The organism is Sorangium aterium (assembly GCF_028368935.1).
GTDB classification, from domain to species: domain Bacteria; phylum Myxococcota_A; class Polyangia; order Polyangiales; family Polyangiaceae; genus Sorangium; species Sorangium atrum.
The window spans coordinates 3,137,414-3,160,045 of sequence record NZ_JAQNDK010000001.1; the positions used below are offsets into that span (position 1 = coordinate 3,137,414).

16 protein-coding genes are annotated in these 22,632 nt (G+C 70.4%); 13 read left to right on the forward strand and 3 right to left on the reverse strand.

Annotation, left to right across the window (positions count from 1 at the left end; all coding sequences use genetic code 11):
* Positions 1 to 11: 11 nt before the first annotated feature.
* From POL72_RS11565 to POL72_RS11590, 6 genes are all read left to right on the forward strand, one after another.
* Positions 12 to 602: a malonic semialdehyde reductase gene (locus POL72_RS11565; protein WP_272095177.1), complete on the forward strand. Its 591-nt coding sequence runs from the start codon at positions 12 to 14 to the stop codon at positions 600 to 602.
* Between the two features lie 226 nt (positions 603 to 828).
* Positions 829 to 2,151 carry an ADP-ribosylation family protein gene (locus POL72_RS11570; RefSeq protein WP_272095179.1) on the forward strand — a complete coding sequence of 441 codons (1,323 nt, stop codon included), beginning with the start codon at positions 829 to 831 and terminating at the stop codon, positions 2,149 to 2,151.
* A 191-nt stretch (positions 2,152 to 2,342) separates the two neighbouring features.
* Positions 2,343 to 5,792, forward strand: a complete 3,450-nt coding sequence (locus POL72_RS11575) for a Kelch repeat-containing protein (protein ID WP_272095180.1) — start codon at positions 2,343 to 2,345, stop codon at positions 5,790 to 5,792.
* 739 nt (positions 5,793 to 6,531) lie between these two features.
* Complete coding sequence (locus tag POL72_RS51185; protein ID WP_272095181.1) at positions 6,532 to 7,050, forward strand: RNA polymerase sigma factor; 519 nt, start codon at positions 6,532 to 6,534, stop codon at positions 7,048 to 7,050.
* Positions 7,040 to 8,323, forward strand: coding sequence for a FecR domain-containing protein (locus POL72_RS11585; protein WP_272095182.1), 1,284 nt, complete (start codon positions 7,040 to 7,042; stop codon positions 8,321 to 8,323). Before POL72_RS51185 ends, POL72_RS11585 begins: the two co-directional genes overlap by 11 nt.
* Entirely contained in the window at positions 8,320 to 9,393 is a 1,074-nt protein-coding gene (locus tag POL72_RS11590) for a hypothetical protein (RefSeq protein WP_272095183.1), read from the forward strand. The genes POL72_RS11585 and POL72_RS11590 overlap by 4 nt, the downstream gene beginning before the upstream one ends.
* A gap of 17 nt (positions 9,394 to 9,410) precedes the next feature.
* Here POL72_RS11590 and POL72_RS51190 read toward each other — a convergent pair whose 3' ends face one another.
* Positions 9,411 to 9,911: an RICIN domain-containing protein gene (locus POL72_RS51190; RefSeq protein WP_272095184.1), complete on the reverse strand. Its 501-nt coding sequence runs from the start codon at positions 9,909 to 9,911 to the stop codon at positions 9,411 to 9,413.
* A 787-nt stretch (positions 9,912 to 10,698) separates the two neighbouring features.
* On the opposite strand from POL72_RS51190, the gene POL72_RS11600 reads away from it, so the two are divergent.
* Entirely contained in the window at positions 10,699 to 11,373 is a 675-nt protein-coding gene (locus tag POL72_RS11600; protein WP_272095186.1) for a hypothetical protein, read from the forward strand.
* Between the two features lie 128 nt (positions 11,374 to 11,501).
* Entirely contained in the window at positions 11,502 to 11,867 is a 366-nt protein-coding gene (locus tag POL72_RS11605) for a hypothetical protein (RefSeq protein WP_272095188.1), read from the forward strand.
* A 68-nt stretch (positions 11,868 to 11,935) separates the two neighbouring features.
* Here the strand turns inward: POL72_RS11605 and POL72_RS11610 are convergent, their stop codons facing one another.
* Positions 11,936 to 12,583 carry a YkgJ family cysteine cluster protein gene (locus POL72_RS11610; RefSeq protein ID WP_272095190.1) on the reverse strand — a complete coding sequence of 216 codons (648 nt, stop codon included), beginning with the start codon at positions 12,581 to 12,583 and terminating at the stop codon, positions 11,936 to 11,938.
* An 80-nt stretch (positions 12,584 to 12,663) separates the two neighbouring features.
* On the opposite strand from POL72_RS11610, the gene POL72_RS11615 reads away from it, so the two are divergent.
* Positions 12,664 to 13,392 (forward strand): glutamine amidotransferase, encoded by a 729-nt coding sequence (locus POL72_RS11615; RefSeq protein WP_272095191.1) that lies wholly within the window; start codon positions 12,664 to 12,666, stop codon positions 13,390 to 13,392.
* A 75-nt stretch (positions 13,393 to 13,467) separates the two neighbouring features.
* Here the strand turns inward: POL72_RS11615 and POL72_RS11620 are convergent, their stop codons facing one another.
* Positions 13,468 to 14,175 (reverse strand): TetR/AcrR family transcriptional regulator, encoded by a 708-nt coding sequence (locus POL72_RS11620; RefSeq protein ID WP_272095192.1) that lies wholly within the window; start codon positions 14,173 to 14,175, stop codon positions 13,468 to 13,470.
* A gap of 362 nt (positions 14,176 to 14,537) precedes the next feature.
* On the opposite strand from POL72_RS11620, the gene POL72_RS11625 reads away from it, so the two are divergent.
* The 4 genes from POL72_RS11625 to POL72_RS11640 all read left to right on the forward strand — a co-directional run bounded on the left by POL72_RS11625 (position 14,538) and on the right by POL72_RS11640 (position 22,552).
* Entirely contained in the window at positions 14,538 to 18,146 is a 3,609-nt protein-coding gene (locus tag POL72_RS11625; RefSeq protein ID WP_272095194.1) for a BadF/BadG/BcrA/BcrD ATPase family protein, read from the forward strand.
* Positions 18,147 to 18,217: 71 nt separating this feature from the next.
* On the forward strand, positions 18,218 to 20,173 hold the full coding sequence (locus POL72_RS11630) for a 2-hydroxyglutaryl-CoA dehydratase (RefSeq protein ID WP_272095195.1): 1,956 nt from the start codon (positions 18,218 to 18,220) through the stop codon (positions 20,171 to 20,173).
* Positions 20,174 to 20,338: 165 nt separating this feature from the next.
* Positions 20,339 to 21,616, forward strand: coding sequence for an aspartate aminotransferase type Ic (locus POL72_RS11635; protein ID WP_272095196.1), 1,278 nt, complete (start codon positions 20,339 to 20,341; stop codon positions 21,614 to 21,616).
* A gap of 93 nt (positions 21,617 to 21,709) precedes the next feature.
* Positions 21,710 to 22,552, forward strand: coding sequence for an SHOCT domain-containing protein (locus POL72_RS11640; protein ID WP_272095197.1), 843 nt, complete (start codon positions 21,710 to 21,712; stop codon positions 22,550 to 22,552).
* Positions 22,553 to 22,632 lie beyond the last annotated feature (80 nt).

The following is a 22,632-nucleotide window of genomic DNA, read 5'->3' on the forward strand; positions in this document are numbered from 1 at the left end:
GGAGATGACACATGAAGAAGATCTTGGCGCCTGATGCCCTGGAGCAGCTCTTCACCGAGGCGCGCTCGTATCACGATTGGACGGACCAGGACGTGACCGAGGACGATCTCAAGACCATCTACGAATTGTTCAAATGGGGACCGACATCGGTGAACTCGATGCCGGCCCGCTTTCTCAACATCCGCTCGAACGAAGCGAAGGAGAAGCTCTACCCCGCTCTGATGGAGACGAACAGACGTCAGGTCAAACGCGCCCCCGCGACGATCATCGTCGCCTACGACGAAAAGTTCTACGAACGGCTCGACGAGCTGTGGCCCGCGTTTGACGTCAAACCGTACTTCACCTCGAATCTCCAGATGAGCCACGAGACGGCTTTCCGGAACAGCTCGCTGCAAGGGGCTTATCTCATGCTGGCCGCACGAGCGCTCGGGTTCGACGTCGGCCCTCTCTCGGGATTCGACAACGCGCTCGTCGACGAGCTCTTCTTCAAGGGCACCTCGCTGAAGTCGAACTTTATCTGCATGATCGGCCACGGAAAACCGGAAGGGCTCTACCCGCGCGGCCCCCGGCTCGATTATGAGACATCAGTGAAGACAGCTTGAACTTCGATTTTTTCGCACGCGAGCTGGTCGGTGTGTAGATGGGCGCGTAGGCCGCCGGAAGCTTGGCCCACGGCGCAACGTGCACCGCGCCGGCTCCAGCAGAAGCAACAGAAGCGGCACCCGAAGCCGACATGGCCCCACGACCGGGCGGCGCTCGTGCCAGCACGCACCAGCCCCTTCGCCTCCGCCCCCGGCGGGGCCGGCTTCACGTACGATGGCGAGCGCCATGAGCAACCCGGAGATCGAGGCAGCGCTCGCGCTCGCGCTCGAACGCTGGGAGAAGATGTTCCCCGTCGAGGACGAGCGCGCGAAGCTCGCGAGCTGGGATCCGCCGCACTTCGTGCCGGGGCTCGGCCTCGTGGCGGCGTTCAGCCTCTTCGAAGCGCGCACGAACCGAGGGCCGTCCGGCGAGCTGATCGTCGTGCCGCTCGCGCGGATGGGCGAGCCCGCGGCGGCGCTCGACGAGCTCGCCGCGACGCTCGAGGGGCTCAGGTCTCGCGGCGTCGCCTCGCAGCTCGACGCGCCGCTCGAGGCGACGGTGGGCCTCGCGCCGGCGCGTTACACCGAGGGCATGTTCGCGACCGACGAGCTCGGGGCGCGCCGCCGCGCCGAGGCGCTCGCGTCGATGAACGCCCGCTTCGAGGCCGTGGCCACACGAATGAAAGAGGTCTATGGCCTGCGGCTGCCGCGCTACCTCGCGACCTTCGCGGCGTTCTGGCGCAGCCTCGACGACATGGAGCGGCAGGGGATGAGCCACCTGGGGCGCTCGCCGGGCGGGATCATGATCTGGTTCGAGGACGGCGGGCTCGAGCGGAAGACGCGCGGCAGGCTCGACCCGCGGCTCGAGTGCCGGTTCCGCGCCGACCCGCCCGAGCTGGTCACCGTGATGTGGGGCGACTCCGACGGGCTGCACCATGGCCTGTGGTACGACGACCCCGCGGATCCGCCGACGTGCATCGCGCACAACTACGCGCGCGACTCCGCGGAGACCTGGAGAGACAGCGAGCCCACGCCCCTCGCGGTGCTCGCCGCCCGCGCGCGCGAGCTCATCTCGAGCCCTGACGAGGAGGAGCCGGCGCCGCTGCAGGTGTACGCCGCGCTCGCCGCCATCGAATGGTTCGAGGAGGCCGACCGCAAGGCCCTCGCCGAGGACCCGCCCGCGGAACGCTGGCTCGAGGCGGATCGCATCCCGACCCTCGGCACGTTCGGGCCCGCGCTGCCGCCCGGCGCCGGGAGCATCCGCGTGGGCTCGCCCGACGAGCGCGTGAAGGCGTGGAAGACGCAGCCGCCCCGCGTGCAGAAGTGGATCGAATCGGCGAAGCGCGATTGCGCCGAGGGGCGGCCCGCGGCGGCGCTGACGTTCGGGCTCGACCTGCACTGGCTCGATAAGGAGGAATACCGCGACGCCGCGCTCGAGCTGCTGGTGATGGCGTACGAGAAGCTCGGGCGGCGCGCGCACGCGGAGACCGTGAAGGTGCATTATGCGCACCGCGATCTCCGGAGCGTGGGGGTGTTCCTCCGGCCGGGCGAGGAGGACGGCGCACCTTAGCGCTGCGAGCCGCTCCGAAACGCGCGGGGCGCGTCGCCCGCGGGACAGGCGTGCTGGCGAGGCCGGCGATGCGATCGAGCAAGCGATCCATCACGTCTCGGATGACGTCATGTCCGACGCCATGGTGTCGAGCGATGCGGTGAATGTTCACGCGACCCCGCGCAACGAAGGCCGCGGAGGCCAAGAGGACCATGCGATCGACTTGGAGATTCGGAGCCGCCCTCACGTGCGGGATCGTGGCGCTGCCCGCGGGCGTCGCGTGGGCGGCCAGCACGCCGTCCTGGGAGGCCGTTCCCTCGATGATCACCCCTCGGGCCGAGCACTCGGCCACGGTGCTTCAGGACGGCCGTGTGCTCGTCGTGGGTGGATTCACGGAGGTGGACGACGGGTCGCCGGACGCAGCGCGCACGGCGGTGGGCCTCGCGGCGGTCGAGATCTACGACCCCGCGACCAGGACGTGGTCGCCTGCGGCGCCGCTCTACCAGGGTCGGCACGGTCACGCGGCCGTCCTCCTGCCGGACGGACAGGTCCTCGTGGCGGGCGGCCGGATCAGACGCGAGCAGAGCGGGACAGAGCTCAGCTCGGCGGAGCTGTATGACCCGACGAACGACACCTGGACCAAGGTGGGGTACCTGGCCAAGCCCCACCCCGCGCCCTCGATGGTGCTCGTCGACGGCAGGCCCGTGCTGGTCGGCATGGCCTGGTCCAACTCGCTGTTCATCGACGAGCTGAACGCGGCCGTCTACGATCCGACGTCGCGCTCCTGGACGCCAACGGCCTTGTGCCGCGAGTCGACGATCAACCCGGTGAGCGCGACGCTGCTCCATGACGGGCGGGTGATGTCGGTCGGGAGCAGCTGCAGCATCTATGACCTGGAGACCCGGCTCTGGACCAACGAGCGCAGGCCTGTCCTGTCGACGTCGAGGTACAGGTACCCTGACGCGATGACGCTCGCGAGCGGCGGTGTCCTCGTCACGGGAGGCACCCTCTCCGGTCCCGACCCGGCGGTCCACGCCTTCTCGCAGGTCTACTTCCCCCAGGAGGACCGCTGGGCGGCGACGTCCGGGTCCTATGCTCCGGCCTCGTCGTGCGGGACGGCCCCGAGCTCGAGCAGCATCCGGGGGACGCGCACATCGCTGCTCCCGAGCGGGAAGGTGCTGCTGACCGGAGGCCTGGAGACCTGCGGCACGTACACGTTCTACGGGACGAAGGCGCTCTTCGACGAGGCGACCCTCGCCTGGTCGAGCCTCGACCTGGAGTCGCCGGCCACCCTGGCGCGCGCGTTCCACTCCTCGACGCGCCTCGAGGACGGCAGCGTGCTCCTCGCCGGCGGGTACGTCGGCGCCACGACCCCGACGGCGTCGGCCGTGCTCTTCCACGAGCGCTCGCCGCTCGGCGCGGGCTGCGCGACGGACAGCGACTGTGGCAGCGGCTCCTGCGCGGACTCGGTGTGCTGCGACGCGCGCTGCGACGGCCCCTGCGACGCCTGCGCGGCCGCGTCGGGCGCATCGCAGGACGGCGCCTGCACGCCGGTCACGGGCGCCGCCTGTGACGACGCGGACGCGTGCATCGCGGGCGGCGTCTGCGAGGCGGGCGCGTGCGTCGGGGGCGCGGCGGCGCCGGACGGGACGCCATGCAGCGACGGCGACGTGTGCTCGACGGCGAGCGCCTGCGTGGCCGGCGCCTGCGAGGGGTCGAGCCTCGCGGTGTGCCTGCCCGCCGACGAGTGCCACGAGGCGCCGGCGTGCGACCCCGCGGCCGGGTGCGCGGCGCCCGGACCCGCGCTGCCGGACGGCACCCCCTGCGCTTTCCCGGGCGCCGAGGATCGGTGGCAGGAGACGGCGCGGATCGACGCCTCCATCCTCCCCGGGTTGCAGACCACGGTCCTCCTGGACGAGACGGTCCTCGTCATCGGCGGGGCCCCGGTGCCCGGCCGGAACCAAACTCGGCGTGTCTGGACTCGCTACGATCCGAGCACGGGCGCGTGGGCGCCGACCGCGACGATCGACGGCCTGCGGAGCGCGCAGACACCCACATTGCTTCCGGACGGGACGGTCCTGGTGATCGGCGACAGCCCGTTCGTGAGCACCGACTTTGGCCCTGCGCCGACGAGGCGATTCGACCCGGCGACGGGCGTGTGGACGCCGGCCGCGTCCACGGTCGCGCCGCGCTTCTTTCACACCGCCACGCTGCTTCAGGACGGCCGGGTGCTCGTCGCCGGCGGCGACAAGCCCGGCGGTGCCGGTGGTGTCCTGGTCGAGGTCTACGATCCGGTCGTGGACACGTGGACCGCGAGGGCGCCCATGAACGTCGCGCGCCAGAACCATTCGGCGACGCTGCTCCAGGACGGCCGGGTCCTCGTCGCGGGCGGCGCTGACGGGTATCCCCCCGAGAGCCCGGATCACCACCTGACGAGCGCGGAGACGTACGATCCGGCGACCGACACGTGGACGCCCGTCGCCTCGATGCGCTGGGCTCGCATGCGGCACACGGCGACGCTGCTTCCGGACGGCCGGGTGCTGGTGGCCGGAAGCTGGGGTACCGAGAGCGGCAAGACGGTCGAGATCTACGATCCTTCGAGCGATACGTGGACCTCGGCGGCGGAGATGACGACGGCGCGGAGATCTCCTGGAGCGGCGCTCTTCGCCGACGGTAGGGTCATGATGGCGGGCAACTCGCATGACGAAAGCGACGGCGCCCTCGCCGCCGAGCTCTACGATCCGGCGAGCGACACCTGGGCGCTCGGGCCGGCGCTGGACGTGATGGTCAACGACCACGCGACGGCGCTGCTCAACGATGGCCGTGTCCTGATCGCCGGCGGCAACGCCGGTTCTGTGGTCGCGCCTTACCAGAAGATCGACCATGCGTGGCTCTACGTCCCGGCGCAGCCCGCGTCGCGCGGGGCGTGCCAGGCGGGCGCCTGCGTGCCGGGTGGAGACGGCACAGGCGGAGACGGCGCGGGCGGCGGCACAGGCGGCGACGGCGGGGCGGGCGGCACGGGCACAAGCGGTGATGGCGGTGGAATCAGCGCTGGCGTCGGCGGCGACCCAACCGGCGGAGGCGGCGCGAACAGCGGTAACGGCGGCGACCCAACCAGCGGTGGCGGCGGCGCGAACAGCGGTAACGGCGGCGACCCGACCAGCGGTGGCGGCGGCGCGAACAGCGGTGGCGGCGGCGCGAACGGCGGTAACGGCGGCGACCCGACCAGCGGTGGCGGCGGCGCGAACGGCGGTAACGGTGGCGACCCGACCAGCGGTGGCGGCGGTAGCGCAACCGGCAGTGCCAGCGCAAATGCAACCAGTGGCGCCGGCGGCGATGCGACCAGCGGCGTCGGCACCGGCGCAGCCGCCGGTGGCGGTGGCGAAGGCGGCGCTGCCACCGGCGGCGACGGCGGAGGTGCCAGCAGTGAAGTTGGCGCCACATCCACCACGACCGCCGCCGGCGGCGATGACGCCAGCAGCGCCGGCACCGGCGCAACCGGCGCGCAGAGCAGCGGCGGCGGCGACCTCCCGAGCGCAGGAGGGGGCGGCGGCTGCCACATGACGCCAGGCAGCCAGGGCGCGCCGGCCTGGCTGCTCGCCCTCGGGGCGCTCGCCACCGCGCGGCTGCGCCGGCGCCTCGCGAGGTCCAGCCGCACCTGAGTGGCGGCCGGCGATTCAACCCGGGCAGTGATGCAAAAGTGGTGCGCCCCGCGTCGCCCGCCCCGGCGCCCGCTGGCGCGATCGCCATGGAGGCGCACGCGCCACGATCGAGCTCGTCAGACGTCCACGTCCTCGAGGCCGCGCGCCGCATCCGAGCCCGCGCCGCATCCGCCTTCACGATGGAAATCTCCCGCCCCACGATATTTATTCTCGCGGTGAGCCGGTTCGAGGGCGCGCCGCTACTGCCTGACAGACGTGCGCCTGGCTGGCTGGGTCGAAGGACCCACCGAGTTCCTTGCGGCCCCCGCGGACATCCGTGGCGGTCGCCGTGCCGGGATCTGGGCAACGCAGATCGTGGGCGTCCGATGTGATATTGACTCCACTCCAGGTCATCTGGTGGGCCGTCGCCGCAGTCCGGGTGTACAGGGACCTCGCTGCCCGCTGCCTCGCGCGGCTCACTCCGAGGGTGTCGGCGACGATCGCACCACACCCCGCGCTGGGGCCAGCGCAGCTTGCCGGAACGACCCCCCCGGCGGCGCGCGCTGACCGCCTTGCGCCGGGAACCTCCGCTCGGTACTGTGCTCGCTCATCACGACTGATCTGCGAAGTCACGAGCCCTCGGAGCGATGACGTCGTGCGTAGAGCCAGCCTTGCCATCGCTCCGTCAGAGCGTGGCGGTACTGACGCAAGTGAGGTGGCTCGCGCGCTCATCGAAGGGGAACCATGGGCGGCAACCGCGGTGTGGAACGCACATGCGCCCAAGGTGTTCCGGATCGTCGCGCGCGTGCTCGGGCCCGGCGCGGATGCAGAGGACGTGACCCAGGAGGTCTTTGTTCGCGTGTTCTCCAGAGTATCCGGGCTGAGAGACCCCGATGCGCTGGGGAGCTTCGTGTTCTCGGTGACCGTTCGACTCCTGAAATGGGAGCTCCGCCGCAGGCGCGTGAGGCGCATCCTCCAGCTCACGGACACTGCCGAGCTCCCGGAACAGGCGGTCGAGCCGGCGGACAGCGAGGCGCGCGAGGCGCTGGGCCGCCTCTATGCGATCCTCGACACGCTGAGCGCAGACGACCGGACCGCGTTCGTGCTCCGCCACATGGAGGGGATGAGCCTGCCGGAGATCGCGGAGGCTACAGGGATATCGCTGGCCACCGTGAAGCGCAGGCTCAGCCGGGCAACGGAGCGCGTGTCGTCCCAGGTCGAGAAGGACACGTCCCTCGCCGCTTACTGCATGAGAGCGGAGGCGCAGGATGACTCTTGACGAGGAGAAGGACCCGGCGCTCGGCCCGGAGGCCGCGCGCGCGGTCGAGCTGGCTCGCCGGTCGCTCGGCGCGATGTCGCCCCAGCAGCGTGTCCAGGGGCTGCTCCGCGTGACGGAGCGGACGGCGAGGCGCCCGGGCTTCCGCCTGTCGCCCCTCCGGGCCGGAGCGCTCGCGCTCGCAGCGGCCGCCGCGGTCCTTCTCGGCGTCAACGTGTGGCAGCGAGGAGCGCGCTCCGATCGGCTCTCCTACGAGGTGGAGGGCGGCGCCGTGCAGCAGGACGGCTCCGTCCAGGCGGACACGTCGAGCCGTCCGAAGGTCCGGTTCTCCGATGGCACCGAGGTGCAGCTCGCCGAGATGGCGCGCGCGCACATCGTGTCGGTGGACGAGCAGGGCGCCAGGGTCGCCCTCGACCGGGGAGAGGTCCACGCGCGCGTGGTCCATCGGTCGGAGGCGCAGTGGCTGTTCGACGCGGGGCCGTTCCTCGTGACTGTGACCGGGACGGCCTTCGCGCTTTCCTGGGCGCCGGAGGACGAGCGCCTCGATCTGCGGCTCGAGAACGGCGCCGTCATCGTCAGCGGACCGCTGTCCGGCAAGCCGATCGCGGTGCGCGCCGGGCAGTGGCTGACCCTGCGGCAGCGCACGGGAGAGGTCCTCCTGCGCGATCTCGATCTTCAGCAAGGCGCGGAGGCGTCGCCGGCGCCCGCCCCGGCGCCGCCCGACCGCGCCGAGGAGCCCAGCGCAGCGCCGGTTCCGGATCCGCCCGGGACCCCCGCGGGCCCGACCGCGGCGGCGCTCTCGGCCGAGCCGAGGCGCGACTGGGCCGGGAAGCTCGCGGCGGGGAAGCTCGACGCCATCGTCGACGAGGCGCAGCGCCGCGGGCTCGGCGTCTCGCTCGCGGAGAGCAGCAACGAGGAGCTCTCGGTCCTCGCGGACGCGGCGCGGTACACGAGGCGGAACGACGTCGCGCGGCAGGCGCTCCTCGCCCAGCGCCGGCGCTTTCCGGCGACGCAACGGGGCAAGGAGGCGGCGTTCCTGCTCGGCCGCCTCGCGGAGGCCCAGGAGGGAGGCGCCGCGGCGCTCGCCTGGTTCGAGACCTACCTCAAGGAGGCTCCGCAGGGGGCTTATGCCTCCGAAGCGCTCGGGCGAAAGATGGTGATCGTGCAGCGGCTCCACGGCGACGCGGAGGCCGAGGCCGTCGCGCGGGCGTACCTGAGCCGGTTCCCGGGCGGAACCTACGCGCAGGCGGCGCGGGCCCTCGCTCGAACGCCGTGAGGCTCGCGCGGGCGCAGGCGCTGGCCGGGGCCCTCGCGCTCCTCCTCTGCGCGGCGAGCCCCGCGGCGTCGGGGGAGCCTGCGCGCGTGGTCCTCGTGCGGCCAGGCGCCGCCGATCCGTCGATCTCCGAGGCGCTGATCCGCATCCGAGGGGAGCTCGTCGCCGACGGATTCGACGTGGAGGTCCTCGATGCGCAGTCGGCCTCCGCCCCCCGGCCAACGATGGACGACGCCGGGCAGCAGGCCGGCTCTGCGGCCCTGATCGGGCTGTTCCTGGCGCCGGATGGTCAAGCCGCCGAGCTCTGGGTGGTCGACCCGCGGACGCACGAGACGCTCGTGCGGCGGATCGACACGCGCGGCGAGGCGCGGGAGCACATCGTCGAGGTGCTCGCGGTGCGCGCCGTCGAGCTGCTCCGCGCGAGCCTGCTCGAGCTCCTGATGTCCTCGCAGCGCGCGCCCGCGCCCGCGCCCGCGCCCGCCGCCGCGCCGCCCCCGAGCAAGGTGAGCGAGCAGGTGCCTCGACAGGCGGAGGAGCCGCGCGTCCACGCGTCGCGCCGATCGACCTGGGGCGTCGAGCTGGGGGGCGGGCTCCTCGCGAGCCCGGGCGGCATCGGCCCGGCGCTGCTCCTGGTCGCGCGTCTGCGCTTCGCGCCGATCGGTCCGCTCGAGGCGCGCCTCTCGTTCGCCGGGCTCGGGACGGCGCCGCGCGTGGTCGGGCCGCAGGGCAGCGCGACCGTGCAGCAGCGGTTCGGGCTCGTCGAGCTCGCGGCGCTCCCCTGGCCCGAGCTGCGCTTGCGCCCGAGGTTCTCGGTGGGCCTCGGGGCGTTCCACGTCGCCGTCGACGGCGAGGCATCGTGGCCGTACCGGGGGGTCCACAGCGCGCAGTGGGCGTTCGCCGCGGACGCCGGCGCCGGCGTCGAGCTCGGGATCGTGAGGCGGCTCCACGTCGTCGCCGAGGCGCACGCGCTCGTCGCGCACCCGTATCCGGTGGTCCGCTTCGTCGAGACCGAGGCGGCGCGCGGCGCGCGCCCGGCGCTGCTCGGCAGCCTCGGCCTCGTGGGGTGGCTTTGATCGAAGGACGAGCGGCGTCACGGCTCCGGTTCGCCGGTGGTGCCCGCACCGGCGTCGGCGCCGGTTCCGACCGGGTTCAGCGTGAACAGCTGGCTGCTGCCGCCGCTGGAAGCCGTCTGGAAGAGGGCGGTGCGGTCGGTCGGCGGGGAGCCGTGAGCGTCGATGACCTTGCCGCTGAGGCGCGACGTGATGCGGACGGCACCGCCGCCGAGATCGGTGACGGACCATTGCTGGCCGGGATTGCCGTTGCAGGTGAGCTGGACGATGAACGCGCCGTCGGCGGTCGACCCGCCGCGGACGTCGAGGCACTTGTCGCTCCTGACGCTGCGGATCCGGTAATACCCGCCGTCCACCGCCTCGAAGCGGAAGTGCTGGTTGGTGCCGCCGTTGCAATCCCAGAGCTGCAGGACGAGGTCGTCGGCCGTATCTACCGCGGCGTCGACGTCCACGCAGCGCCCGCTCTGGACGCCGACCAGGGTGTAGCTGGTGCCCGTCGAGAGGTCCGCTGCGTCTGGCACAACGGCTTCACGCCCGACCTCGAGGCGTACGTCGACAGGTATCTCCTTGGTAAGGAGGACGTCGACACGGACATCCTGCGCTCCAAGTTCACGATCGACACCGACACCTGGATTCCCTGGGAAACGCCTACACTCCAGTAGTCGTGCTCGTCGCGAGCCGCGCCCGCAACCAGCCGCGCCTCGCCAAGAACGCCGGACAGAGCCAGGCGGTCGAGGGTGGGTGCAGCGCCAGGCGCGACGAGGAGCAACGACGCGATCGAGACAGCTCAAGGACCCGCGTCGCGCGCGCGGTACTCGGCGATCATCTCCTTCGTCACGTCGTGATCATAACAGAGAGGCGCTGAGCCTCCCGGCCGCGAATAAGCGCTGCGCTTGCCGCATTGCCTGCCCGCTCGATCGGTATCGTAAGGACACGGGCAGCTCCCGCTGTACGCCGCTCGTGACTCGGCGATGAGAGCCTTCCGGATCGCGGCGTCCGTCTTCGGGGCATCTGCCTTGGCCGACGACGCTGCAAACATCGCCATTCCAACGATGAGCCAGTACCCATGCCGCGTAAACTGGCATCGTACCGACCCTCCGGAACCTCACAACACGTTCTTTCGTTCAGGTGCCCCCGTGTGTTCACATCGGCTGAACGGCTCCCTCGTGGGGCCGTCACCGCCCTCTGTGCCAACGTCGGTTGAGACAGGCTCCCACTGGAAATCTGTGGTGAGAGGGCGGAGAATGGACCTGACCCGCGCCGAAGAACACCAGGCGATCGACGCGCAGCGCCTTCGCCTCGTTCTCGTTGCCAGACGCCCGGGTTACCCAGCGTGCGATCGACCTGCTCGACGCCACTCTTCACCGTGATCTTCGCCAGATTCGCGTAGAATCGAGCGGAGTGAACAGGTCGTCGACGTCATGTGGACCTCTCATCGATGCACCGCAGCGGTCGCTCACCCAGGCCGGTGAGCAGCTCGATCTGCGCGCGGGCTGTCAGGTCGTCGAGGCGACGGTGGATGTCGCGGTAGGGTATTGGAGCTCCCTGGCCACCGCGGTCTGGATGAAGACGACCCACCCGCACCACGCCGCCTCCCTGAGGGCGGCGATCGTGGGGGCCCAGGCAAGCTCCCCGTCCCGCAAGGTGTGGCTGCTGCAGATCGTGGCCCCTGAAGCCATCGTACCCGACACGCGCAGCCGCAGCGCTCTCGCCGGGATGTTGTGTTCGGTGGATGGCATCGTGTCCCACTCGGCGGTGATCCACATCGGGTCGGGCTTCCGCGCGTCCATCGTGCGCAGCATCGTCACGGGGCTCAACGCCCTGGGACGCCAGCAGTTTCCACATTGTGTCTTCGCCACCCTCGAGGAAGGCGTTGCCTGGCTGGCCACCCACGGCCTGCCGGACCGCGCGGCCGCCCATCGCGACCTCTCGGCGTTCCATGAGGCCGCGGTCGCGGGCCAGCTCACGAGCGTTCGGACGTGAGCGCCCCGCCCAGAGCATCGTGACCTCGAGCCTCGCGTTCCCGCGCGTCCGCGGCGCCACGTTCTCGACCGATCGAGAGACGTCTCCTCGTCTTGACGGGCGCGCCGCGACCAGGGATCCTCGCTGGCATGCGTTTCGCCGCGTTCGGGGTGATCCTGTTGCTCGTGGGCAACGCGCACGCCCAGTCGACGGCGCCGGCGCCCGCCGTCGACACCACGCGGCGCGACGTGGGCACCGGCCTCTCCGTGGGCGGGCTGGTCCTCGGCTCCGTCGGAGCAGGCATGTTCTTCCTCACCCGAAAGAGCGGCGACGATTCCTGCGGTTGCGCGTCTCGCGCATGGGTCTTTCCCACCGTGCTCATGAGCGTCGGAGGCGCGATGACCCTCACGGGTGTACCGCTCTGGATCACGGGTCAGATCAAGCTCGATCGCGCCACGACCCAGGCGGAGCTGCAGCTCGGTCCGCTCGGCGGAAGCGTCCGGCTCCTGTTCTGAAGGCGCGCGACGCTCGCCCCGCCGCCTCCGCCGTCACGTGACCGCGGGTCCCGCGGCGAGCCCGCCGCTCACCGCTCCACCGGCGCCCCGTCGCGTATCCCGAGCGTCTCCTCGCGCGCCGACAGGCACGCCTCGCTCCCCACGACGAACGCGCGGCAGTTGTCCGGCCTGATCTCGTAGATGGCGCAGCGCCGGTCCTCGCAGAGGTGCTGGCACCGCCCGCTCGCCGCGAAGCGCAGCGTGATCTTCCCGTCCCGCGCCCGCCGCACGTAGGTGCGCCCCGTGAGGTCGCCGCGCCCGGCCTCTCGGAAGCGCGCGAGGTCCACCTCGTCGAGCACCACGTTGGCGTCGTGGCAGCAGGCGCCGCACGCCAGGCAGTCGAGCGCCACCTCGCGGAGCGCCCCGGGGTGCGTGCTGTCGCGCTCGCACCAGTCGAGGACCGAGCCCTCGTACTGCCGCTTCACCCGCGCCGTCGCGAGCCCCTTGGCGGGCCCCTCGCTCACGCGGCGAAAGCGCTGCTGCTCGATCGACAGGAGCGACCACAGCCCGAGCTCCGTGAGCTTCCCGTCCTCGCCGATGGAGAGCAGCAGGTCCACCCGTTCGTCCGGCAGCACGATGGCGGCGTGCCCGCCGGCCCTCACGTGCGCCGCTGCGCGGCTCAGGAAACGCGGGCGAAACCGCCGCCAGACGGGGCGAGACACGACGTACGCGGACATCGGGGCGCATCTTCGCGCTCCAGCCCCGCGCTGCCAAGCCCCGCCCTCGCTCGACGGCCGCGCTGCGCTATGTTGGAACGGTGCGACATCGCAAGAAGATCGTCATCGTGAAGACCGGTGAGCCCGTCCCCCCGGTCCTCGAGCGGCGCGGTCAGTTCTCCGTCTTGATCGAGCAGACGATCGGCGCCGCCTGGAGCGGCGGGTACGCCACCGTCGACGCCCGCACGGACGAGCTCCCCGCCCCCGACGCCCCCGAGACCGCCGCCTTCGTCGTCACCGGCTCGTCGGCCAACGTCCCCCACCGCGAGCCCTGGATGCTCCGCTGCGAGGCGTGGCTGCGCGGCGTCGTGCAGGCCGGCACCCCGACGTTCGGCATCTGCTTCGGCCACCAGATCCTCGCCCAGGCCCTCGGCGGCGAGGTCGTCCGCAACCCGCGCGGCCGCGAGATCGGCAGGATCCGCGTCCAGCGCCGCGCCGACGACCCCCTCTTCGACGGCCTGCCGTCGAGCTTCGAGACGCACGCGACCCACGTCGACACGGTCGGCACGCTGCCCGAGGGCGCCACGAGCCTCGCGTTCACCGAGCTCGACGACCACCAGGTCATCCGCTTCACGAGCGCCTGCTACGGCGTGCAGTTCCACCCCGAGATGGACCACGACGTCATCGCCGGCTACATCGCGTGGCGGCGCGAGATCCTGCAGGCCGAGGGCCACGACGTCCCGGCGCTCCTCGCTCCCATCGCGCCGGATCAGCTCGGCACACGGACGCTGCACAATTTCATCCGGCACGTTGTCGTGCGCGGCGCTTGATCCCTACGCTGCCGACCTGACCGGGGTAGTCCATCCCCTGACTGACGCGCCGGTCATCTCGACCTGACGCGCCGGTCAGTCCCCGCGCGACCTGGCCCGCCGACCGCGCGGCGGGCTCGCCCGCTCCGGCGCCTCGCCGGGGGCGTCCCTCGCCGCGGGCGCGGCGCGCTCGCCCTCCGGGCGCCGCGCCTCGAGCCCGGCCGCGGGGTCCATCCGGAGGTAGCCGCGCCGCAGGAAATCGTGGAGCGCCGTGACGATTCGCTCGCGCGGGCGGGCCTGCTCCTCGAGGGCGTTCTCGAACAGCACCTCCTTCAGCGCGCCGATCGTGAACGTCGCGTAGAGCTCGGTGTCCCCCGGCTCGATGACGCCGAGCCGCTGCCCCTCCGCGAGGCTCTGCTGCAGCAGGAGCTTCACCTCCTGCCGGAAGGCCCGCAGCTCCTTGACGAACGCCGGGTCGAGCCCGGCCGCGTGCGACAGGAGGATGCTCGTCAGCGCCGGATCGTCGAGCAGGACGGCCACGATCGCGCGGATGTTGTGCTTGACCTGCGCCTCGACGTCCGCCGACGGGTCCACGCGCAGGATGGCGCCGCCGAGCCGCGAGAAGAGGCCGCGCACGAGCTCGCCGAACACCGAGCGCTTGTCGGGGAAGTAGAGGTAGAACGTCCCCTTCGCGACCTTCGCGAGCGCGACGATGTCGTCGACCTTCGCCTCGTGATACCCCTTCTCGGAAAACACGGTACGCGCCGCGCGGAGGAGCGCTTGGCGGCGCTCGGCCTTGTCCATGGGCCGGTCGCTTTACCATCACCGGCCCGCCATCTGGGGATCGATGTCTCCCCTCCGGCGTCGAGCAGGCCCGCCGCCTGAAAAGTTCCGGAAAGTTCGCGGCACAGCGCACGACACGCGGACGCCGAAGGGAACGGCGCGCAACCAAACGCAACCAGCCGCAACCGCCCGCCATCGAGCGCCGCGTCGGAACCTTGCACCCTGGACGCAGCGACGGCCCGAGATGGCCGAAGAACAGCGTTGCGCGACGACCAAGACGCACCGGATTGCTTGATTTCCAGGGCACCCCGTTGTAGCCATCACGACTGACCAGCCAGTCAGTCGGACGCTGGGGACCGGCGACGGCGGTGGGAGGAGCCCCGATGGGAAGGCAGATCCAGGAACCGGTCGTGGTCGGCATCGACGTCGGCTCGACGACGGTGAAGGCCGTCGTGCTCGATCCGCAGACGCTCGAGATTCTCTGGAGCGACTACCAGCGGCATCAGACCAAGCAGCCGGAGAAGGTGCTCGAGCTCCTCGAGACCATCGAGGCGTCGTTCCCCGCGTCGCCGAGGGACAGCTGGCGGGTGTTCATGACGGGCTCCGGCGCCGCGCCCCTCTGCCCGGGCCTCGGCGCCAAGTTCGTCCAGGAGGTCAACGCGGTCACGCTCGCTGTCGAGAACCTGCACCCGGACGTGGGCAGCGTCATCGAACTCGGCGGGCAGGACGCGAAGATCATCATCTTCCAGCGCGACGAGAAGACGGGCGACAAGACCGCCGCGCCGTCGATGAACGACAAGTGCGCCTCCGGCACGGGCGCCACCATCGACAAGTGCATGATCAAGGTGGGCCTCCCGTCGACGGAGGTGGTGAAGATCCACTTCGACGACTCGAAGCTCCACCACGTCGCCGCGAAGTGCGGCGTCTTCGCCGAGACGGACATCGTGAACCTCGTGAAGAGCGGCATCCCCTCGACGGAGATCCTCTGCTCTCTCGCCGACGCGATCGTCCTCCAGAACCTGTCGGTGCTGACGCGCGGCTCGACGCTGAAGCACAAGGTGCTCCTGCTCGGCGGCCCCAACACCTACCTCCCCTTCCTCCAGGAGTGCTGGCGCAAGCGGATCCCCGAGACCTGGGACGAGCGCGGCTACAGCTGGCCGAAGGACCGGCCGGTCGAGGAGACGATCTTCGTCCCGGAGAACTCGCAGTACTACGCGGCGTTCGGCGCGTGCGTGTACGGGCTCAAGGAGGCGCCGGAGGTCGGCCTCTACGCCGGCAAGGCGGGGCTCATCGAGTACATGACGAACGGCAGGAAGGCCCGGCTCGGCGAGAGCGCGGGCCCGCCGCTCGTGAAGACCCGCGACGAGGTCGACGAGTTCCGGAAGCTCTACAGCATCCCGAGGTTCACGCCGATGAAGCTCGCGCCCGGCCAGGTGGTGCGCGGGGTCATCGGCCTCGACGGCGGCTCCACCTCGTCGAAGGCGGTGCTCATCGACGAGGACGGGAGCATCGTCTGCAAGGCCTACCAGCTCTCCAAGGGCAACCCGATCCAGGACGCGAAGGAGCTCCTCTCCCAGCTCCGGCAGTACGTGCTCGATCAGGGCGCGACGCTCGAGGTGCTCGGCTTCGGCGGCACCGGGTACGCGGCCGACGTGCTCCAGGAGTGCATGCGGGCCGACGTCAACATCGTCGAGACCGTCGCCCACATGATGAGCGCGGTGAAGTTCTTCGGCGACGTCGACGTCATCTGCGATATCGGCGGACAGGACATCAAGGTCCTGTTCATGAAGAACGGCGATATCGCGAACTTCCGCCTCTCCAACTCGTGCTCTGCGGGCAACGGCATGCTGCTCCAGGCGATGGCCGACCAGTTCGGCCTGAAGGTGACCGACTACGCCGACACGGCGTTCGGCGCCGAGCTCGCGCCGAAGTTCAGCTACGGCTGCGCCGTCTTCCTCGACACGGACCGCGTGAACTTCCAGAAGGAGGGCTTCTCGAAGGAGGAGCTGCTCGCCGGCCTCGCCCAGGTGCTGCCGAAGAACGTGTGGCAGTACGTCGTGCAGATCCCGCGGCTCGCGGCGCTCGGCACGCGCTACGTGCTGCAGGGCGGCACGCAGTACAACCTCGCGGCGGTCAAGGCGCAGGTCGATTACATCAAGGAGCGCGTCCCCGGCGCCGAGGTGTTCGTCCACCCGCACACCGGCGAGGCCGGCGCGCTCGGGGCCGCGTTCGAGACGCTCCGGGTCGTGAAGCGCAAGGGCCAGTCGACGTTCATCGGGATCGACGCGGCGATCGCCCTCGAATACACGACGAAGAACGACGAGGAGACGGTCTGCCACTTCTGCCCGAACGAGTGCAAGCGGACCTTCATCGACACGAAGCGGCCTGACGGGACGACGAGCCGCTACATCTCGGGCTTCTCGTGCGAGAAGGGCACCGTCGAGAGCGAGCAGGCGATGCTCGCGCTCGTCGCCGAGCGGAAGAAGATCGCGAAGCAGTTCCCGAACCTCGTCGACTACGAGTCGAAGCTCGCCTTCCGGCACTTCTACGCCACGGCGCCGCTCCCGGAGGACGGCGCGCCGGTGAAGGACACGGTCGTCAAGAAGGGCTTCCTCGGCATCCGCCGGGTGGAGACGACGCGCCCGTTCCGGCGGAGCGGCATCGAGGTGCGCGAGCGCCTGCGCCGCGTCCGCATCGGCATCCCGCGCGTCCTCAACATCTACTCGACCGGCCCGTATTACCGCGCCTACTTCGAGGCGCTCGGCGTCCCCAAGCAGAACGTCGTCTTCAGCGACGCGACGAGCGAGGAGATGTGGGTCGAGGGCGGCAAGTACGGCTCGATCGATCCGTGCTTCCCGTCCAAGGTGGCGCAGGCCCATATCCACAACCTGCTCTTCCACCACCACTCGGACGAGAAGAAGCTCCATTACATCTTCTTCCCCATCCTCACCCATGTGCCGAGCTTCGGCGAAGGGGTGATGGACAAGACGAGCTGCCCGATCGTCGCGGGCGTGCCGGACGTCATGAAGGCGGCCTTCACGAAGGAGGTCGACTTCTTCAAGACGCGCGGGATCGAGTACCTCGATCCCGCGCTCACGTTCTCCGAGATGACGCTGACGGCGCGCCGGATGTTCGAGACCTGGGGCCCGCGGCTCGGCATCACCGAGGACGAGAGCGATCACGCGCACCGCGAGGGGATGCGGGCGCTCTCGCAGTTCGAGCGCGACCTCCAGGACAAGGGGCGGGCGATCCTCGAGACGGTCGAGTCCGAGAACCGGGTCGCCATCCTGATGATCGGGCGGCCGTACCACTCCGACCCGGGCCTGAACCACGGCATCCCGGAGGAGTTCCAGGTGCTCGGCTATCCGATCCTCTCGGTGCGGTCCGTCCCGCGCGACATGGAGTACCTCGCGAGGTACTTCAAGGACGAGATCGCGACGGGCCAGCACCCGCTCGACATCAACGACGTCTGGCCGGAGAACTACTCGGCCAACAGCGCGCAGAAGGTCTGGGCGGCCAAGTTCGCCGCCCGCCACCCGAACGTCGTCCTGCTCGATCTCTCGAGCTTCAAGTGCGGCCACGACGCGCCGACGTACGGGATCATCGACAGCATCGTGAGCTCGAGCGCCACGCCGTACGCGGCGCTGCACGACATCGACGCCAACAAGCCGGGCGGCTCGATCAAGATCCGCGTGAAGACGTACGCGCACAGCCTCAAGCTGCACGAGGAGGCGCTCGAGGACGCGGCGAAGAAGAAGGCGCAGCTGGTCCAGCGCATCGAGGAGAAGCGGCTCGAGCTGCTCCAGCTGAAGCGCGACCAGCAGGCGGCGCGCAAGATCACGGATCCCGCGCTCGAGCGGGAGATCGCGGCGCTCGCCGAGAAGGTCCGGAGCTACGTCGCGCCGGTCTCGCCCCCCGAGGCGCAGAAGACGGGCCTCGTGCAGCTCAAGAAGAAGCAGTCCGACGGGACCGTCGTCCCCCTGGAAGCCTGAACCACGTCGAAGGTCGAGGGGGGGACGGCGGGGCCGCCCCTTCCAGCATCCAAGCGAAGGGAAGCCACGCCATGCAACACACGAGCACGACGAGCACGACCACCACGCAGAAGACGCGCCTTCCTCTGGTGGGCGAGGCGCGATCCACCAAGACCGACGTCGACATCGAGGCCGAGCTCAGGGCCTTCGAGGAGGCCGAGCGGGAGCGGCTCGGGCTCAAGGCCGAGCGGCGCCAGTGGGTCGACAACATGCTCAAGCCGAAGATGACCAAGAAGGAGCGCGACAACGTGACGCTCCTCATCAGCGGCCTCACCGCCGCGCAGGACTTCCTGTGCGAGGGCGCGCTGAAGGGCCTCGGCTACAACGTCCACTACTTTGGGATGAGCGACAACGCGGGGCTGCAGACGGGCAAGGAGTTCGGCAACCGCGGCCAGTGCAACCCGACGTACTTCACGGTCGGCGGCCTCGTGAAGTACCTCATCGACCTGCGCGACAAGCAGGGGATGTCGACCGAGGACATCATCAAGAACTACGTGTTCCTGACGGCGGGCGCGTGCGGGCCCTGTCGGTTCGGCATGTACGTGACCGAGTACAGGAAGGCGCTCCGCGACGCCGGCTTCGACGGCTTCCGGGTCATGCTCTTCCAGCAGACGGGCGGCCTCTCGCAGGCGACGGGCGACGACGTCGGGCTCGAGATGAACCCCGCGTTCTTCATCGCGATCATCAAGGCCATCGTCTGCGGCGACACGCTGAACGCGCTCGGCTACCGGATCCGGCCTTACGAGGTCGAGCCGGGCGCCACGAACCGCGCGATGGAGAGCGCGAAGCGCATCCTCTACAAGGCGCTCTTCGAGCAGACGAACGTGTTCAAGGCGCTCTACGAGGCCCGCAAGGAGTTCGAGGGCGTCCGGGTGGACAAGCTCCGGCCCAAGGCGAAGACGTCGATCATCGGCGAGTTCTGGGCGATGACGACCGAGGGAGACGGCAACTACGCCCTGCAGAGGTTCCTCGAGAGCGAGGGCGGCGAGAACGACATCCAGCTCACGACGGCGTGGCTGCTCTACAACATCTGGGAGTGCGCCCGAGACACCCGCGAGCGGCGCGACCTGCGCGGCGCCGACGAGGGCAACTACGGCCTCGCCGGCCTGGACGAGTTCGGCGTGGCGAAGCGCCTCGCCACGATGCGCCTCGCCGAGGGGGCGCTGCGCGTCGGCTTCCAGGCGTTCGCGCTGCCGCTCGGCCTGCTCGACTACCACCTTCCGGACATGGATCTCGTGGCGGAGGTGGCGAAGGACTACTACTCGAACGACCTCCGCGGCGGCGAGGGGCACATGGAGGTCGGCAAGCTCATCGTGAACGCCGTGAAGTCGAAGGCGCACGTGACGGTGAGCGTGAAGCCGTTCGGCTGCATGCCCTCGTCGGGCGTCTCCGACGGCGTCCAGTCGCTGATCACGTCGCGCTACCCCGGGACGATCTTCTGCGCGGTGGAGACGAGCGGCGACGGCGCGACGAACTTCTACTCCCGCATCCAGATGTACATGTTCAAGGCGCGCATCCTGGCCGAGCAGGAGCTCACCCGCGCCTACGAGGAGGCGGGCGTCACGGAGGCCGAGGTGCGCGCGTTCCTCGCGAGGAACCCGAAGTACGCGAGCCCGCTCCACCACGCGCCGCACCGCGTCGCCGGCTCGGCCGCCAACCTTGTCTACGAGGTGGCGCCGCTCATCAAGCAGACGGCCGCCGAGCGCGCGGTGGGCAAGGCCAAGGCGGCGGCGGGCGCGCTCCGCGACGCCGTGATGGCCGCCCCGGCCAAGGCGAAGGCGGCAAAGGAGTTCCTCACGGACCCGGAGACGCTCGCCCGGGCGCGCGAGGACGTCGCGCTGCTCCGCGACATCGTCGGCGGCAAGGCCGCGGAGCGGTTCAGCCCGCTGGTCAAGCGCCTGGCCGGCAAGGCGTACTTCGAGAACAACCCCGAGGTGAGCCACGTGAGCCACGCGGCGAACAGCGTGGAGCCCATCGCCGCGGAGTGAGGCGGACGAGGCGGACGCCGCCGGGCGAGCTGCGCCCGGCGGCTCCCCCGGCCTCTCGCGCCTCTCGCGCCTCTCCGCGCCTCTCCCCGATCGACGCACCGCCCCACCCCCCGCGCGCCGTCCGGCCGCGACGCACGCGCGAAATTCTGCTAGATATCGCGCGCCATGACCGAACTGCGCTCGTTGTCTCCCGATGCTCTTGCCTCGCTCACCCGTGAGCTCGAGGCGCGTTTCGCTGCCTTTGAAGCCCGCGGCCTCAAGCTCGACATGACGCGCGGCAAGCCGTCGTCCGAGCAGCTCGATCTCGCGAACGGCATGCTCGCGCTGCCCGGCGCGGGCGACCTCATCGCCTCGGACGGCTCGGATACGCGCAACTACGGCGGCCTCGACGGCCTGCCCGAGATGAAGGCCATCTTCGCCGAGATGCTCGAGGTCCCCTCGGAGCAGGTCATCGTCGGCGGGAACAGCAGCCTGACGATGATGCACGACGCGGTGGTCCGCGCGCTCGTCCACGGCGTGCCGGACGGCAGCGGCCCCTGGGCGAAGCAGCCCAAGGTGAAGTTCCTGTGCCCGAGCCCCGGCTACGATCGTCACTTCGCGATCTGCGAGCACCACGGCATCGAGATGATCACGGTCGACCTGCGCGACGACGGGCCGGACATGGATCAGGTCGAGAAGCTCGTCGCCGAGGACGCGGCCATCAAGGGCATGTGGAGCGTGCCGAAGTACTCCAACCCCACCGGCACCACGTACAGCCCCGAGGTCGTGCGCCGGCTCGCGGCCATGAAGACGGCGGCCCCGGACTTCCGCCTCTTCTGGGACAACGCCTACGCGGTCCACGACCTGTACGCCGAGGGCGACAAGCTCGCGAACATCGTGCCGGCGTGCCAGTCCGCGGGCCACCCCAACCGGCCGTTCGTCTTCGCCTCGACGTCGAAGATCTCGTTCGCCGGCGCCGGCGTCGCCGCCATGGCGTCCAGCCCCGCGAACGTGGCGGACGCGAAGAAGCACCTCGGCATCCAGACCATCGGTCCGGACAAGGTGAACCAGCTGCGGCACGTGCGGTTCTACAAGGATTACAAGGGCCTGCTGAGCCACATGCAGCGGCACGCCGAGCTCATGCGGCCCAAGTTCGAGGCGGTGACGACCACGTTCGAGCGCGAGCTCGGCGGTAAGGGCATCGCCAGCTGGACCTCGCCGCGCGGCGGCTACTTCGTCAGCCTCGACACCCTCGACGGCTGCGCGAAGGAGGTGGTGCGCCTGGCCAACAAGGCGGGCGTGAAGCTGACCGGCGCCGGCGCGACGTACCCGTACGGCCGCGATCCTCGCGACCGCAACATCCGGGTCGCGCCCTCGATGCCGCCGCTGGATCAGATCCGCGTCGCCATGGACGTCGTCGCGGTCTGTGTCCAGCTCGCGAGCGTCCGCAAGCTCGCTGGCTGATCTCCGTCATCGCCGTCATCGTCGCTCGCCTGCATTGCGATCGACGCACCGCAGTGCAAGGGTGGGCGCTCCCTCCTCCTGGAGCGCCTCACCATGCAGCAACTCACCGTCGAAGGTCAGCAGAGAGTTTCCGACCTGTCACAGCGCTATTTCGTCAGCACCGACGCGGTGATGACGCTGTTGCAGGCGCTCGTGAACGGCCATGGAACGATGGCGCAGTTCTACCACCCCGAGCTGGGCGGCGGAGGGCAGTGGATGCAGGGCGGCATGACCATGGTCGGGGACATGTTCAACAACGGTCTCAAGGCCAAGGTGGACGGCCTGTGCTCCGAGCTGTCCAGTCTGCTGGCCAACCAGCCCTTCGTTCCAGCGCCCGCGAGCTATCCATCGCAGGGCGGTCAGCAGCAACAGCAAGGTGGCAGTGGGGGTTTTGGGGGATCGCCGGTCAGCCTGTTCGTCCCGGGGTCGGGAGGGGGCTCGGGCAGCTGGTGGCCCGGGGAGCTCGGCGTGCCGAGCTCCAGCGGATCGCAGAACAACGTCCGATATGCCTACTTCCCCGGCGCGCGGCGCCTGGCCGTCGAGGTCAACGGGCGCGTCAGCGTCTACGACACGCTCGATCACCAGATCGGCGGCGTGTCGCAGCAGCAGGGATCAGGGTCGTCGGTGACGTTCACAAGCCAGTACGGCGTGGTGAGCGTGCTGAGCTTACCAATCATCTCCGGCGACCTTGCCGTGAAGCAGGCGCCGATCGCCCCGGCCGCTCCGGCGCAAACGCCCGCTCCGGCGCAGGCGGACGCCGCCCTCCCCCGCCCTGCTCCCGCGCAGGAAGGGGATATCTTCGCCGCCATCGAGCGACTCGCCGATCTCCGGCAAAAGGGGTTCATCACCGAGCAGGAGTTCGCTGCAAAGAAGACAGAGCTCCTCAGCAGGATCTGAGCGCGAGGAGAGGACGGTCGCCGAGGGCGACGAGGAGCGGGCGGCGAGCGCCGGAGAGGAGCGCTCGCCATGCTCCGTCA